At 46.1% G+C, this 14,341-nt stretch carries 12 protein-coding genes and 1 pseudogene; 5 read left to right on the top strand and 8 right to left on the bottom strand.

Features of this window, described 5'->3' with window-relative positions:
* Nucleotides 1–193: 193 nt before the first annotated feature.
* The 3 genes and pseudogenes from EJQ19_RS11250 to EJQ19_RS11240 all read right to left on the bottom strand — a co-directional run.
* The gene (locus EJQ19_RS11250; RefSeq protein ID WP_126141318.1) at nt 194–1,153 is read right to left on the bottom strand and encodes an ABC transporter permease subunit; all 960 of its coding nucleotides are present in this window, start codon (nt 1,151–1,153) and stop codon (nt 194–196) included.
* Complete coding sequence (locus EJQ19_RS11245; protein ID WP_241242851.1) at nt 1,150–2,214, bottom strand: ABC transporter permease subunit; 1,065 nt, start codon at nt 2,212–2,214, stop codon at nt 1,150–1,152. The genes EJQ19_RS11250 and EJQ19_RS11245 overlap by 4 nt, the downstream gene beginning before the upstream one ends.
* Nucleotides 2,215–2,852: 638 nt before the next feature.
* Nucleotides 2,853–4,286: pseudogene (locus EJQ19_RS11240) on the bottom strand (ABC transporter ATP-binding protein); the annotation flags it as partial.
* 122 nt (nt 4,287–4,408) lie between these two features.
* Here EJQ19_RS11240 and EJQ19_RS11235 point away from each other — a divergent pair.
* A complete protein-coding gene (locus EJQ19_RS11235; RefSeq protein ID WP_126141316.1) occupies nt 4,409–4,636 on the top strand; it encodes a hypothetical protein in 228 nt (75 codons plus the stop codon).
* A 327-nt stretch (nt 4,637–4,963) separates the two neighbouring features.
* On the opposite strand, the gene EJQ19_RS32190 is transcribed toward EJQ19_RS11235, so the two are convergent.
* Entirely contained in the window at nt 4,964–5,485 is a 522-nt protein-coding gene (locus EJQ19_RS32190) for a hypothetical protein (protein ID WP_126141315.1), read from the bottom strand.
* A 261-nt stretch (nt 5,486–5,746) separates the two neighbouring features.
* On the opposite strand from EJQ19_RS32190, the gene EJQ19_RS32185 reads away from it, so the two are divergent.
* The 3 genes from EJQ19_RS32185 to EJQ19_RS11220 all read left to right on the top strand — a co-directional run bounded on the left by EJQ19_RS32185 (nt 5,747) and on the right by EJQ19_RS11220 (nt 7,814).
* Nucleotides 5,747–6,388, top strand: coding sequence for an immunity protein Imm33 domain-containing protein (locus EJQ19_RS32185; protein WP_206438404.1), 642 nt, complete (start codon nt 5,747–5,749; stop codon nt 6,386–6,388).
* 388 nt (nt 6,389–6,776) lie between these two features.
* Complete coding sequence (locus tag EJQ19_RS32180; RefSeq protein ID WP_206438403.1) at nt 6,777–7,022, top strand: hypothetical protein; 246 nt, start codon at nt 6,777–6,779, stop codon at nt 7,020–7,022.
* Nucleotides 7,023–7,397: 375 nt separating this feature from the next.
* The gene (locus EJQ19_RS11220) at nt 7,398–7,814 is read left to right on the top strand and encodes a GNAT family N-acetyltransferase (RefSeq protein ID WP_126141340.1); all 417 of its coding nucleotides are present in this window, start codon (nt 7,398–7,400) and stop codon (nt 7,812–7,814) included.
* 2,076 nt (nt 7,815–9,890) lie between these two features.
* Here EJQ19_RS11220 and EJQ19_RS11210 read toward each other — a convergent pair.
* The gene (locus tag EJQ19_RS11210; RefSeq protein WP_126141313.1) at nt 9,891–10,850 is read right to left on the bottom strand and encodes a hypothetical protein; all 960 of its coding nucleotides are present in this window, start codon (nt 10,848–10,850) and stop codon (nt 9,891–9,893) included.
* Between the two features lie 279 nt (nt 10,851–11,129).
* Between EJQ19_RS11210 and EJQ19_RS11205 the strand changes: the two genes are divergently transcribed.
* Nucleotides 11,130–11,372, top strand: a complete 243-nt coding sequence (locus EJQ19_RS11205) for a hypothetical protein (protein WP_126141312.1) — start codon at nt 11,130–11,132, stop codon at nt 11,370–11,372.
* Nucleotides 11,373–11,560: 188 nt separating this feature from the next.
* On the opposite strand, the gene EJQ19_RS11200 is transcribed toward EJQ19_RS11205, so the two are convergent.
* The 3 genes from EJQ19_RS11200 to EJQ19_RS11190 form a co-directional block, all read right to left on the bottom strand.
* Nucleotides 11,561–12,043: a ribbon-helix-helix domain-containing protein gene (locus EJQ19_RS11200; RefSeq protein WP_164716467.1), complete on the bottom strand. Its 483-nt coding sequence runs from the start codon at nt 12,041–12,043 to the stop codon at nt 11,561–11,563.
* 174 nt (nt 12,044–12,217) lie between these two features.
* Entirely contained in the window at nt 12,218–12,478 is a 261-nt protein-coding gene (locus EJQ19_RS11195) for a hypothetical protein (RefSeq protein WP_126141310.1), read from the bottom strand.
* Between the two features lie 924 nt (nt 12,479–13,402).
* Nucleotides 13,403–13,960: a hypothetical protein gene (locus EJQ19_RS11190; protein ID WP_126141309.1), complete on the bottom strand. Its 558-nt coding sequence runs from the start codon at nt 13,958–13,960 to the stop codon at nt 13,403–13,405.
* Nucleotides 13,961–14,341: the final 381 nt, after the last annotated feature.

Genomic DNA, 14,341 nt, shown 5'->3' with positions numbered 1-14,341 from the left:
CCATTTTCGAACCAATAGCCTCACTGGCAACCGTTAGCCTCGCATGCCCCCTCGTTTTCCCGGATATAGCCACTCCTGCAACCGTTAGACTGGCTAGTCAGATAGAGCGGGCAAGACTAGCTGCAGGGGATACAACAAAACCAACAAAAGCCGACTCCCCTTCCGGGCTTCCGGGAGGTGAATCGGCTTTCTTTTACATCAGCTGCCGCTCCTCGCCGTATCGGCGCTTGAGCTGGCTCAAGAAAAACTGCAGCGACAGGAACAACGCCGCAAAACACGCGCCCGCACTCAGGATAATCCACGGGTGCAGCCGGATATACCGCGAGCCGTAAGCGATCATTGACAGCCACTCGCCTGAAGTTGTGAGCGTGATCCTGTAGCCCGCGTCATCGTCGCCGATCGTTTCCGTGCCGCCAAGCACGATGTGAAATACCGCGAGCTGGCCCAGCAGGAACAGCACCTGCATGAACTCGCCGAGAAAAAGGAACAGCATTTCATTGCGCATGGATGGCACGATGTGCCGCCGCGTCCGGTGCAGGAACGAGCCGCCCATGAGGCGGGAGGCTTCGAAGAACATTTTGCCGCTGTAGTAACGGGTGCGGTCTGCAATTTGATGCGCGAGCGGAGAGACGCCGATCACGGTGACCAGAATGACGAAGGTGACGCTGAACAGCAGCTTATTGTGTGGGTCTGCTTTTTCCACTTGGTCCAGCCGCAAGCCGAAGTACATGCCCGCCAGCGGCGGGTATAAGAAAACGAAAGCCGGCACGGCCGCTGTCGCCCATTGCAAGGAACTCAGCAGCTTGCGCATTCGGCCGGTCATCCCGCTCCACAGCCCCCAAGGCAGCGCTGCCGCAAAACGCAGCAGTGTAAGAGCGAGTGCGGTGCCAAGGGTGTATTTTAGCCCATTGAGAAGAAGGCTGAGGATATCGAAGCCCCGGTGATCGGTTCCCAGAAGGAACGTGCCGTTTGGGGCGAAGGGCGGGATGCGGTATCTCGTTTTGCCGTCGATATCTTGGTATTGAAGCATATTGATCTTATCCTCGGGTGAGATGCCATGGGGCTTCAGCCAAGTGCCGAAAATCATCACCAACACAAACAGGGCCAGCAAGCCGATCGAGAGGTAGAAGGCAGTGTTCGAAGGCTTTTTCACGATTCGGTCACCTCTGTCCGTACGATGAATTGCTTGCGCAGCAGCGCATACAAGATGTGAAACGCCATCGTGATTAAGCCGAGCGTCACGCAAATCGATGACATCGAAGAAATGCCCTGGTACAGCGGCGATACGATGAATCCCCCCAGCCCCGTGATGCCGCAGATCGCTTCGGCTACCGCCATACTGGCCAGCGCAAGCGTCGTCGCTTTGGGCAAAATCGCCAGCACATCCTCCATCACGTTGCGCAGCACATGCTTGATAAGCACCTCACCGCGGGTGAGCCCCTTCGCCAACGCCGTCACGACGTAGTCTTGTCCCATCTCCCGCAGGATCGCGAGGCGCAGCGTTCCGTAGATGGTCACCGAAGGAATCAGGGCGATGGTGAGAAAAGGGATGAGAAACGGCGTCCGGTTCCCGACCTGCACGACGAGCAGCACGTAGTGCCCGAGCAGCTTGGTGGCGTAGACGGCGCCTAATTGAATCAGCACGATGAGAAAAAAGTCCGGGACCCCAACAAGCAAGGCCTGAAGTCCGTCAAGCAGATTGCCTGCGCGCCTGAACAAGGCCGCCCACATCGCGGCCAGTATGCTAAGCACGATCGCTAGCAGCAGGCCGGGGACGAAGTACTTGCATGTTTTGAGCAGCATCTGCGGAATGCCGTGGGCGATCGCTACCTCTTTGCGTGTATAGGGATCGCGGTAGGTGCCAAAATCGCCGTGAAGGTAGCCCTTGACCTGTTCCTTGACGGAGTAGCCGTAATACCGCCATGAGATAACCGGCGCATCCAGCGGAACCGTCGTGGCCCTCAGCACCCCGCGAGTCGCCATCGCGGTTCCCTGGTACTCCCAGGCTTTGCCGTAAGGTACGCGGAGCAGGCCGCTTTTCTCATCGATGGCTTGACTGCCCGGCAGCACTTCGATCATCTTTGACAAGTTAGTGCCCGCACTCACCGTCACTCTGAGCTGATCCGGCTGTACGGATAAAAACATTTGCCGAATGTTACTTAAGAGGAAAATCCCGATCAACGTGATCGCCCCCAGCAGCAACCAACGTCCCATTGCTTTCACTGCCGTGTCACCCCATTCGTAATTTACCAAAGGTAGAATAATTGTTATGCGAATAGTGTAGCATGAAGGCTTGGGCGAGCATAGAGGGAAAGTTGTGCGTTAGACTGCGTGGGCTTGAAGAAAAAAGAGAACTGTTGCGGGAGACTCGCGTGGAGTGGCTGGGGTGCTTGATTCGGCTGATCTGGAGTGGCTAATTGGTGTGCGTGGTGGTGTAATTAGCTGTCTTGTGACGGGGGCGCTATGAGCTAGTGTCGGCTGTCGGTGAGGAGAAACTGGCGCTCAATAGCAAATTTTAGGCGGAAGCTGCAAAACGTACAGTAAATTCGTCCGAAAAGAAGCAAAATGGAGAAAATCCTGCAAAAACTGCAGTAAAATTTCGCAACATCACGTTTGTAACCGTTTCCATTCGATATTAGCTCAAATTTTACTGTACATTCTGCAGGATCTTCAGCAAATAACGCCGATCCCCCCCATTTTAATGTAGAAAATGCAGGATGTCCGCATACCGCTCGGCCAGGTCGGCCCCCTACCCGCCAGAAAGCCCGCAGCGCCGATCAACCGCAGGCTGATAGCAAAAAAAGCGAGGCAAGGGCCCCTCCCCTGCCTCGCTCCTGCCAGCTCGCAGCGCGCTACGATCTGAACTGCATCGCGTGCAGACGGCTGTATACGCCGCCTACGGCGAGCAGCTCATCGTGAGCGCCCTGCTCGGTGATGCCTTGGTCCGTCACGACGACGATGCGGTCGGCGTTCTTGATCGTCGCGAGGCGGTGCGCGATGACCAGCGTCGTGCGGCCTTGCGACAGCTCGGCCAGCGACTGCTGGATCGCCGCCTCGGTCTCGGTATCGAGCGCCGATGTCGCCTCATCGAGGATGAGAATCGGCGGATTTTTCAGGAACATGCGCGCGATCGCGAGGCGCTGTTTCTGCCCGCCGGAGAGCTTGACCCCGCGCTCTCCGATGACGGTGTCCAGTCCCTTCGGCTGGGACTGGATGTAGCTCGCAAGCTGCGCCCGGCGCGCAGCCTCCCAGATCTGCTCGTCCGTCGCGCCGAGCTTGCCATAGGCGATGTTCTCCCGGATCGTACCGGAGAACAGGAACACATCCTGCTGCACGATGCCGATCTGGCGTCGCAGCGATTCAAGCTCGATGTCGCGAATATCGCGCCCATCGATGGAGATGCCGCCCTCGCTGACATCGTAGAAGCGAGGGAGCAAGGAGCAGATCGTCGTCTTGCCGGCACCCGACGGCCCGACGAAAGCGACGGTTTCGCCGGGGCGAATGTTCAGCGAAATGTTATGGAGCACCCGCTCCTCTTCAGCGTAACCGAAGGAGACGTGATCGAACACAATGTGGCCTTGCAAATGGTCCACCTTCACGGCGTTCGGCCGATCCGCGACCTCCGGCTCCGTATCGATAACTTCCACGTATCGTTTGAAGCCGGCGATCCCTTTGGGATAGCTCTCGATGACGTTGTTGATCTTCTGGATCGGGCCCAGGAAGACGTTCGTCAAAAGAACAAAAGCGATAAACTCCCCATATGTAATCTGCTTATCGATCACGAACCAAGTGCCGCAGATCAGGACGAACACGGTCACGAGCCGCATCAGAATATAGCTTAAGGAAATGTTCCACGCCATGATTTTATACGACAACAGCTTCGTCAGACGAAACCGGCCGTTGTTGTCGGCGAACAGCTTTTTCTCGTAGGACTCGTTCGCAAACGCCTGCACAACGCGAATCCCGCCGATATTGTCCTCAACGCGGGCATTGATGTCAGCAAGGTCGCCCATCATGCGACGGAACGTTTTGGTCATTTTCGTGTTAAAGTACACGGCAACCCACAGCAGCAGCGGCACGATGACGAACGTCAGCAGCGCCAGCTTCACATTGATGCTTAGCATCAGCAGGAGCGCCCCGATCAAGGTCATCACGGCGATGAACAAATCCTCCGGACCGTGATGCGCCACCTCGCCAATCTCCAGCAGGTCGTTCGACATGCGGGACATGAGCTGCCCTGTCTTGTTGTTATCATAGAAGCGAAAAGACAGCTTCTGCAGGTGATCATGGCAATTACGTTTTTCTAAGCAGCGTAATTTATAATGAGTTACCAACGCCATATGCTAGACTAATTTATCTAAACTTACTTGATCAATTATCCGAAGATACATCGTTTAGAACCTTCGATATGGATCTGCTGATTGAGCAACTTGTTATTTTAGCAGATGATGAAGGAAATGATGTTCTCAGCAATCGGTCAAGAATAACAAGACAAATTGAAGAAGCCTTTGACAGACTAAAGGAACAAGATATTATCATCGACTATAAGGTGCGTAAACAAAGCAACAGAAAAAAATGGATTGATATAACGCCCAGTGCATGGATTCTATCTGATCATATTAAGAAACTAAGTTAGAAAGAAAAGGGAGCTCTCTGGACGAGCTCCTTTTCTTTTTAATATATAGAAATAGCAGTAAGGAGGACTCATTGGCGTCGCATACGGATGAACCATAAGATTATAAGCTGCAGCGAATCCCGACCGGCCCGTGCTGCCTGCGGCGCATGCGCGATTGGGAAGCACCAGGAACCTTGTGCTGCTGTTGCTCCCGGCTGGCCGCCGGCGCCAGCGCGCCGATCAAGAAGCGTGTTTCATTCGGATGTCTAGGAACATGAGCTGCAGACGCTTGGGGCCGGCCGCCGTCGCCGGCGCGCCGATCGCAAAGCCGGGCTTCATCCGGTAGAACTAGGAACGTGTGCTGCTGCTGCTCGGGCCGGAAGCACCAGGTATGTCAGCTGCAGAAGCTCGGGCCGGCAGCCGGCGCCGGCGCGCTGATCGCGGAGTCGGCTTCATCCGGAAGCACCAAGTACGTGAGCTGCAGACGCTCGGGCCGGCCGCAAGCGCCGGCGCGCCGATAGCGAAGTCGGCTTCATCCGGAAACACTAGGTACGTGAGCTGCAGACACTCGGGCCGGCAGCCGGCGCCGGCGCGCCGATCGCGAAGCCCGGCTTGTCCGGAAGAACTAGAAACGTGAACTGCTGCTCGGCGCCAGCGGCCCCAACGAAGCCGGGTTTTATCCTGGAAGCACCAGGAACATGAGCCGCAGCCGCTCGGCCGGCAGCCGGCGTCAGTGCTCCGATCTCGAAGCCAGGCTTCATCCGAGGAAGCACTAAGAATGTGAGCTGCAGCCATCATCACCGGCAGCGCGTCGTCACTAAGCCGGGTTTCATTCGGATAAACCGCGCGCGCAGCATCACCAACCACCACCAGGAAATGTCGGGTGACAAGAACTTGATTACATTCCAATGGTGACAAGAACTTTGTAATATTCCCGACGGAACATTCTTCCATTATGACTAACGGGACACTATAGCGTAATGATCAGGGAGCAGATCGCCTCGCGGCAGCTGCTCCCTAATTTCGTTCGGAGAGTAAAGTCTAAATGACAAGGGAAAAGTGATTAGCAACTAGAAATACTAATCAACTGTAAAAATGGGATGAAGTTCATTGATATTATATGAGGAGAAAATGATGATTATTTACCGCGGAATTGAGATATTGTTTGAAAATGGATATATTCGGACAAATGGACTGAATAAAATGATTGAAAAAGAATTTCATATATCCCTTAATAAAAGGCTGCATAATGAGTATTTAGAGCTGATTAGTTACTTAATTAATTATGTCATTGATGCTAAGCAATTAATTAAGCCTGATCAAACCATTTCATACCATTCTTGGTTGGTAAAATGTTGTGTACTTTCTGAACTTTATTATGAAATATGGGAAGTCCAAAGCAATGGTGAAGGTTTTGGAGAAGGTGCGGATTATGCAATTAAAGTAGTCCAAGAACAAAAACAAGAATGTCAGGAATACGGGGCAACTGCGATATTTCCAATTTTCAATCAAATGATAGTTATTTCTAAAGGTGTGTACGAAGGACTAGCAGTCGATGCGGTGAGATATCCATCGCCCGAGCATATGTCGGGATGGTGGCTTACAACTGAACTGTATGACAATAATGTGGAATCTTTAATGACGGTTCATTATCACCATTTAGCATTTATAAGACCAGAACTAATCAAATATCTCGCTTTACCTTTTGGATATAGATTTAATACCACAGGGAAAGAACAAGATATTTGGTTCGATGAAAATGCAATAAAATAACTTTTTTAGAGCTGGTCGATTGCGCTAACGAGGAACGTTAGTTCAGGAACAAATAAGTGAGGCTGCCGCGAAATTGGTCGGGCAGCCTCATTAAGCTATTTTACTTTAATGGTAATTTTCCCCTTGCCATTCAAGTGGTTATTTTGGTAAGTTAAAGCTAGTTTAATTATAAAGAAAGCCAAGGGGATCAAATATGCAAGGATCTATGATCGATATATTTTATTATTACATGAAGCGTTAGCAATACCTGATTAAGATTCAGGGGGCTAACGCAATTTGTGTTGACCTCCTGTGACGTATATTAAACGCGCAGGACCGAGAGGTTCAGCGCTTTTTTCTGTGAAAAGATGATTTTTTGCATGACACACTGACTAGGCACTCTAGTAATATGAAGTTTACTGTCATTACAGGAAGGCCAATTGAGTGGCTTGATTCCGCAAAAAAGTGGATTAGCGTGCACAGTTTTCCAGTTGAATCTGCAATAAGTGCATCAGAATATGAACTAGGAAAGCTACGAAATGTAATTTTTGATGATGTATTTCTCTATGAAGTATCCGAACTATATGGAATGAGTTTTGATAATAACGCGCGTATGAAGGATCTCGTCTTTGAAGGAGGAGCTATTCTAATGTAATTCCTCTTGATTATTAATAGAATGTGCAAAATTAAATAATATAACTGTTTTCGTCGAAGACCACCCAGCTCATGCTCTTACCTTAGCAGATGGTGGAATCAATGTGTTATTACTTGATAAACCTTATAATCGATTCCTCGACCATGAAAAAAGAATTAGAGTACAGAATTGGGAAGAGATTGATTCTATTCTTACTACCTTTAGTAATAGAAACCTTGAATGAATAAGTTAAGATGGCTTAGTTAGATGGCTTAGGTTAATTGTTGCCAGTTAATGATGTGACAAGGTACGATAGTCCATCTCAATAGGAGGAGGTATTTAGCGGTGATTTCATTATGTAAAGCAGACTTAAAAGATGCAGTTACTATTCATGAAATGAAAGTCAAAGCATTTATGCCCTTATTGGAAAAATATCAGGATTATGAAACAAGCCCCGCCAATGAAACGGTAGAAAGAATTATTACTCAAATCAATCAACCCTTTACAGATTACTTCATAATCAGAAATTTTGAGGTTGCTGTTGGTGGAATTAGAGTCGTGAAGAAGGATACTAAGATCTATCGTGTCAGCCCAATTTTTATAATGCCAGAACATCAAGGAAAAGGAATTGCCCAAAAAGCCTTTGCATTGATAGAGGAGATATATGATGATGCAAAGTCATGGGAACTGGATACAATAATGCAAGAGGAAGGGAACTGTTATTTGTATGAAAAGATAGGTTATAAAAAAACGGGTGAAACAAAAGCAATTAATGACAAAATCACAATAGTTTCTTATAAAAAACATCTTTAGAGTATCAGCAGTTTGTTACAGAGTTAACCGTGATTGGGTGATTAATTTTTGTAATCTTTTGATGATTGCGCTAACGGATAACGATAGTTCAAGCACGGCCGGATGCCGTTGTCTGTTGAAGTAACGGCTGCAAAAGTTGATTAACCTTTAGAGATGAGGTTATTTATAATGTATATTTGTCATGTGTGCGGTTTTAATAAATTAGATGAGCCCCCGTGGGGAGATGACGGAAAAACAGCTAGTTTCAGTATTTGTAGCTGTTGTGGGGTAGAATTTGGTTATGAGGATGCTACGGAAAAAGGTCTAATTAATTACCGAGATAAATGGCTAAACAATGGAGCTAAATGGTTTAATGAATCAAAACGACCAGAGAGTTGGGATGTACAAGAGCAGTTAAAAAGGATTAACTTTAGGTGAAGTTATGAATATTAAATTTAATCGGTTTCCTTGCTATGAACAAAAGCCGTTTGCGCTAACTGGGAACGATAGCGTAACAAGCAGGGAGCAACCCGTCACGCGGCAGCTGCTCCCTCTTTGGGTAATTCTGAAAAACGCCGAATGCAGCAAAAAACATCATTCAATAAAAGAATGATGTTTTTGTTTGTTTTAACTAACGTGACGTGGAAATGTTACCAAGTTCTTGTCATTTATGTTATCAAGTTCTTGTCATCCGATCCGACAACAACACACACAACAGGAGGGGAAGTGTCCAATGACACAAATCCTCCTACATAAAAATAAAAATGCCTGATTCCTCAGGCATTCTCATTTAAAATTATGTAGGCACATTTTGTGTCATTGGACAAGGAAGAGAAATAATAATTTATATTTTAAACAATTATATTGCAAAAAATATATTTGTTTAAAATTAGGTTTTTGTGAAGAAGTACCCAAAAAGCCCGCGCCCTGTAAGGGATTGCGGTTTTTTTTTGATGATGAATGATGTCTAACGACGACAAAATCTTCGATTGATTGAAACAACAACTCTTTTTTCCAATTAAATCCCTTCCTTTCAAATATCATTATGTGTTATGAAAGAGATAGTTTTTAAAAAAAATTCCTCATGATGAATTCATGCGCCGCGCTAAGCTGCTAGCCAACGCAAAGGAAGCCGTTTTCCCAATAAGGGGTAACGGCTTATTTGCGTCATTTCCGTGCGATCATCGCAGGTAAGCTATTTCTTATCACATACGACGTTCCCGGGTAACCCACTACCCGACCTCACATCGGAGTTTTATCCCTACCCGGCGGAGTGCCTAATAAAGTTAATTTTATTATATCCATGATGATGTCCCAGGAGCAAGAACGAAAAGGCTCTAGAGATATTTCCCTAGCCTTTTTTAATTGGTGCTTCCGGATTTCAACCAAGTACACCACACATTCAAAAACCATGACTAGCGTTTTACTTCCAAACTTAAACATTAGTTCCCACTAAACAGATAGGAAGCTTTATGATCTCAACTTTTTTATAATTCATCGATCTTAATAATAAAAGGTTTCCTTAGAGAATTTTGGTGGTAGACTACAAAATACTTCCCACCCTCATGTACTAAATGTTGCATATCCGAAGGAACTTGAATAGTTTGAACATCTCCATTTTCGAAACTAACTGTTATAGAATCCTCCATTTTGTTCGTTACTGTTCCAATTGCAGCTACTCTAGAAAAAACGAAAAAATAATATAACAAAAAAGACGCTAAAAGAACCAATAAAATTACCGCTAACCATGAGATTTTCGCTCTTGTCCTCATTGACGTTCACCTCGCAATGCCCATGATATTTACAGATATATTAACAAATAAGTTTTAAAATGTCTTTGGATATTGTATTTATACGAATCAGACTTTATTACATCTGATGAATTAATTCCGAAGGAGTTTCCCATTGGGCATGACCTGCTGTTAAATGCAAAAGCATATGGCTCATTCACCTATTTTTGTAATTTCAATTTGTAAGAAACGTTCCAGAAAAGCCGACCACAATGGGCAAGACATAGAAATTTAAATAATTAGAAAACCCAGTGACATTCAACACTGGGTTTTCTGTTTCAATTTAGTTATAGCACCTGTGAATTTCCTATGAAGAACTTCCAATGGTGAAAGTGTTTACCCAGTTATATTCATCCCCTATGAAATCATCCCAGTTAATGGAGACGAAGTTTAATATAGCCCTCACAATAGCACCTGCGTAAGGGTGAGCATAAGAAGAAACAAAGGTACCTGTTTGGCCGTTATTACCAACTGGTATACGTACTTCATCATGGAGTGCTCCGTATTGTTGGCAACCAGATCCGTAAAGATCAAACTTCGATTGGCTACCACCAACTGAAAGTTTTATATCGTTATTTGGGTCATATGGGAATTGCTGAAAGGAGTTATAATTGTTGCAAAAGGGCTTGTAGTTATGTGCCCCGTTAGTGGCTACTCTGGTAGTATGGGACTGCCAGGCTTGAGCTACGGAGTCCTCAAAATAAAAATTAGGAACACCATTCCAGTTATAAGTGGTGTAATAATCATACTTGTACTCCGCCCCATTTGATGTGGTTCCGAGATAAAAAAGTTGTGCAGTTGCGCTAAATATCCCATCCGAAGCGGATCCCATGCTCAAAGTAGCAACTTCTTGTTTTGATTTTAAATTTTTCTTATCCTTTGCACGTATAGCATCAATCTCCTCTTTATTTTCAGGCGTCACAATATGCTTGTTTCCCTCTCTATCTCGATACGTTTCTGTCATCTCTGATTTTACTTCTACCTTAACTCCACCGCGAGAAACTAAAGTCTGCTTGAAATCGAGAGGCATATCTTTCAAATCAGAATTCTGAACATTCATCTCTCGTAAGATTTTATCAGCCTGGCCTTCTGTCAAATTTGTTGCATTAGAAACCGGATCTACACGGCCATCCTTATGCTTAACAATTTTGATCCCGGGTTCAATTTCAATCTGTAGATCTGGATTATCAGGTGTTGCAAAAGCAGAAGGTACAAGAGAAACTAAAAGCAATGCGGTTGCGGCTACGGTTGGAACAATTTTTTTCATAGATTTGCCTCCCTAATACAGCTTTATTTTGATTTTACTATGTTATAATACTATTTATTTCCATATACTGCGATATGAAGATAGTACTAATAGTGCAAATGGTAAATTATGACGAATATGGGGATAAAGTCTTATAAATCAATCTAGGTCCACATTCTCTGACAAAAATCGAGGTCATCATTCGTTCTTGAAGTAGTCTAGGTTGGCAACTTACCGCCACCATAACACCAAAAAAACTTTTGGGAGAACACTAAGAAGGAAAGGCAATGGGGGGTTGAATTGCAGTTAACTGAAGCGGCAATGGGGGCCGGCCCCGAGCAGCTGCATCTCACGTTCCTGATGCTTCCGGAGGAAACCCAACTTCACTATCGGCGCGCCGTCGACGGCGTCCAGCCCCGAGCAGTGCAGCTCACGCTCCTGAGCGCTTCAGAGAAACCCGGCTTTGCGATCGGCGAGGCGGCGACGGCGGCCGACTCGAGTAGTCTACTTTATTTTCAGATTTTGTTACTTAATACATCATAATCACAGAGCAGTCTAAAACTTAATTTTCCAATAGCTGATGATGTTTCAATTCAAAAACCGCGTCAATTCAACATCTCTAGTCTACTTTATTTTCATCTAACAGCGTCCGCTGGACAACAGAGCTGAAATAGGAATTCTATGCTTCCGGATGCGACCGACCGCCCCGATCTAGGGCGCGCCGTATTCATTTATTCAGTAAAAAACTCATTATATGCATTCTTAGCTTGTTCAACGCTTTTCAAATCAAACTCGCAATAAATCGCTCTTACTAGCATTTTCATCTGTTCTTTGTCGTATCCTAGCCTCTCAGCTCCCATAATCGCATAGCCTAGAGTGGCATTGTTTGACCATTCCCTTTCTGCCGAACGTTCACGATTAATCATAGAACGGATTAGGGCTGAACGGTTCTCCCCAGCCTGCTCGTCCAACCATTTCCAAGTTTCGTCTGGAAGCGTCAAGGATACCTTTTTTGTTATACCCATAGAAGGTCTTCCGTTCGGTCTTGTAGTCTTTTGTTTTCCTCTTGTGGCTCCCGATGGTCTAACGCCCGTTGTGAATGCTACTGCACCGCTTGGAATAGAACGACAATCCAAACATAGTGTGAGTTGATCATCACCTCGGTAAAAGCTAATCACATCTTTATTACTGTTACACTCTTGGCAAAATTTCATAGGATATTGCCTCCAATACTTTAGGTTACCTAAATATACTTTAAGTAACCTAAAGTGCCAATACAAAAATTCCCAGAAAGTTGACTGGCAACTTTGGTTGTCCATCGGAGGCGAAGACGGTATGCATAGACTGATAGTTGGCAGAATTTCATTGGCTACATTGGTTCCGCCGACCTACTCCCCGCTGATTCTTTCGTCGGCTAAGATTGCGAAAAGGTATGACGGTGCGATAAGATCGCTAATTTCTCCTGGGCCTCGCACCGGCATACGTTCCCATGCCCTCTCAATCTGACTTTTCGCAATGAGGTAGTTAGTCGTGTTGGGAACAATCGCGTTTCCATTCATTTTGTATTTAAAGGTCTTACCACGTACTTGCCTGAACTCGCTATCTTCATGTGCGACAATTCTTAACCAAACCGATTCAAACGATTTCATGCAATCAGCCTCCCAGTTTGCTTTTGTTTGATCGTATCATAGAGACCCACCTATGAAGCAAGAGTTGGGAGACTCTGTAGTGTTAAGAATTGAGTGTAGTGGTGGAAGTATCTGAGGGATATAATAAGGAGAAAGCTTGCGATCGCGATGCCGGAGTTCATCCGGATGCACCAGGTACGTGTGCTGCAGTTGCTCGGCGCCGGCCGCCCCCGCCGCGGCGATCGCGATGCCGGGCTTCATCCAGATGCACTAGGTACGTATACTGCAGCTGCTCGGCGCTCCGATCGAGAAGCCTGTTTCATCCAAATTCATCAGGTACGTGTGCTCCAGTTGCTCGGCGCCGGCCCGCCCCCGCCGCGTCGATCGCGAAGCCTGGCTTCATCCGGATGCACTAGGTACGTGTACTGCAGCTGCTCGGCGCCGCCGCCGGCCCCGGCGCTCCAATCACGAAGCCTGTTTCATCCGAATTCACACCAGGTACGTGTGCTGCAGTTGGCCGCCGTCCCCGGCGCTCTCGTCGCGAAGCCTGTTTCATCCAAATTCACCAGGTACGTTTGCTGCAGCTCATTCCGTCATTCATTTACGCCATAGCCCCCCGGTGACTCGGAGATATGGTACATTTTGTTCAAATTTTATCCAACTGGCTGGTTGATCATGAACCAGACGTAAAAACCATTACTACATATACACAAGCTGCACTCATCGCAATTTCCGCATTTCAAAAAATAACGAAAAAGCCCACTCACAAAAGCAAGTAGACTTTTTCATTTATTAGGTATTCACCTTCTTAATTCGGCGCCAACCATAATTAAGAAGATTTGCCCAGCAGCTAAAAAGGAGCTGCTGGGTGCTTCTATTATAAGATTCTGTGAGGAGTTATGTCATTCCCCCATATAATTTGAAATATATTCATGAAAGAATGATTTATGAATCTTGTTTCATTTTAACAGCCACTGGCGGCTTCCTTCGATTTCTAATGAACCTGCGAATTTTGTATGTCATCTGTAGACTAAGCCACCACGACCAAATCCAGCGATTCCGTTGATATGGCAAATACAGATCTTTTCGCAAACTATTGTACTTTTTTAATACGTAATCAAGCATTTTTCGATTAGCGTCATAGACCGGGAAATCTACATTCGCCATCGCATTCTGATACGATTCTTCTTTAAATCCATAAATGAAAATCTCTAATTTCTCATCGACATAGCGTGCATTACCTTTTAAAATCTCCCCAATCCCACTTAGTTGAGAATCATTGATACCCTCATAACCATCCCCAGGGAAAATACCATCATCGATGATCTTTATAATCGGCTCGTAAACTAATTCCAATCTGTCAGTTTGCTGTTTTCTCTTGAGCTCGCGATCAGTCCGGGAATTGGTAAAGAAATGAGTGAAAATATTCCCAAGTATAGTACCAATAAACGCTAACATTGCTACAGCTATCGCGGATTGCTTTAAATAACTTAAAACATCCATTTTCGACCACCTTACTAAATTTAAAATATCATCTTAAATATAGTATAGACGTTATCGACATTTTTTTGATCTATTTTTGCTCGAAGAATTTCCTCGATAGTTGACCATTCCCAGTCTTCTTCCTGCACCTTAATTTAAAAGAGGTATTGACCGCCTCGTTCATATCAGCTTAATGCCCAGATGTCGGGCTTTTCTTGTCGCTAAAGAGGGTATTTTCATGTCATTGTACTCCAGGATAGTCGGTTTTAAAGCTGGATTATTCTGTCGTCGTATTACTCTCTCTGAAAGCGGACATTCTACTCTCTCTAGAAACAGACATTCTACTCCCTCGAGAAACAGACATCCTACTCTCTCTAGAAACAGACATCCTACTCCCTCTAG

The sequence above is a fragment of the Paenibacillus whitsoniae genome (assembly GCF_003955665.1).
GTDB classification, from domain to species: Bacteria; Bacillota; Bacilli; order Paenibacillales; family NBRC-103111; genus Paenibacillus_E; species Paenibacillus_E whitsoniae.
Note: the sequence above shows the minus strand (reverse complement) of the source record. Positions and strands in the feature narration are given on the sequence as shown.

What these genes read in the sequence shown, in the direction of transcription:
- EJQ19_RS32185 (WP_206438404.1), top strand. Translation starts at nt 5,747, where the DNA reads ATGATGATTATTTACCGCGGAATTGAGATATTGTTTGAAAATGGATAT.
- EJQ19_RS11220 (WP_126141340.1), top strand. Translation starts at nt 7,398, where the DNA reads ATGAAAGTCAAAGCATTTATGCCCTTATTGGAAAAATATCAGGATTAT.
- EJQ19_RS32180 (WP_206438403.1), top strand. Translation starts at nt 6,777, where the DNA reads ATGAAGTTTACTGTCATTACAGGAAGGCCAATTGAGTGGCTTGATTCC.
- EJQ19_RS11195 (WP_126141310.1), bottom strand. Translation starts at nt 12,478, where the DNA reads ATGAAATCGTTTGAATCGGTTTGGTTAAGAATTGTCGCACATGAAGAT.
- EJQ19_RS11245 (WP_241242851.1), bottom strand. Translation starts at nt 2,214, where the DNA reads ATGGGACGTTGGTTGCTGCTGGGGGCGATCACGTTGATCGGGATTTTC.
- EJQ19_RS11190 (WP_126141309.1), bottom strand. Translation starts at nt 13,960, where the DNA reads ATGGATGTTTTAAGTTATTTAAAGCAATCCGCGATAGCTGTAGCAATG.
- EJQ19_RS11200 (WP_164716467.1), bottom strand. Translation starts at nt 12,043, where the DNA reads ATGAAATTTTGCCAAGAGTGTAACAGTAATAAAGATGTGATTAGCTTT.
- EJQ19_RS11235 (WP_126141316.1), top strand. Translation starts at nt 4,409, where the DNA reads ATGGATCTGCTGATTGAGCAACTTGTTATTTTAGCAGATGATGAAGGA.
- EJQ19_RS11210 (WP_126141313.1), bottom strand. Translation starts at nt 10,850, where the DNA reads ATGAAAAAAATTGTTCCAACCGTAGCCGCAACCGCATTGCTTTTAGTT.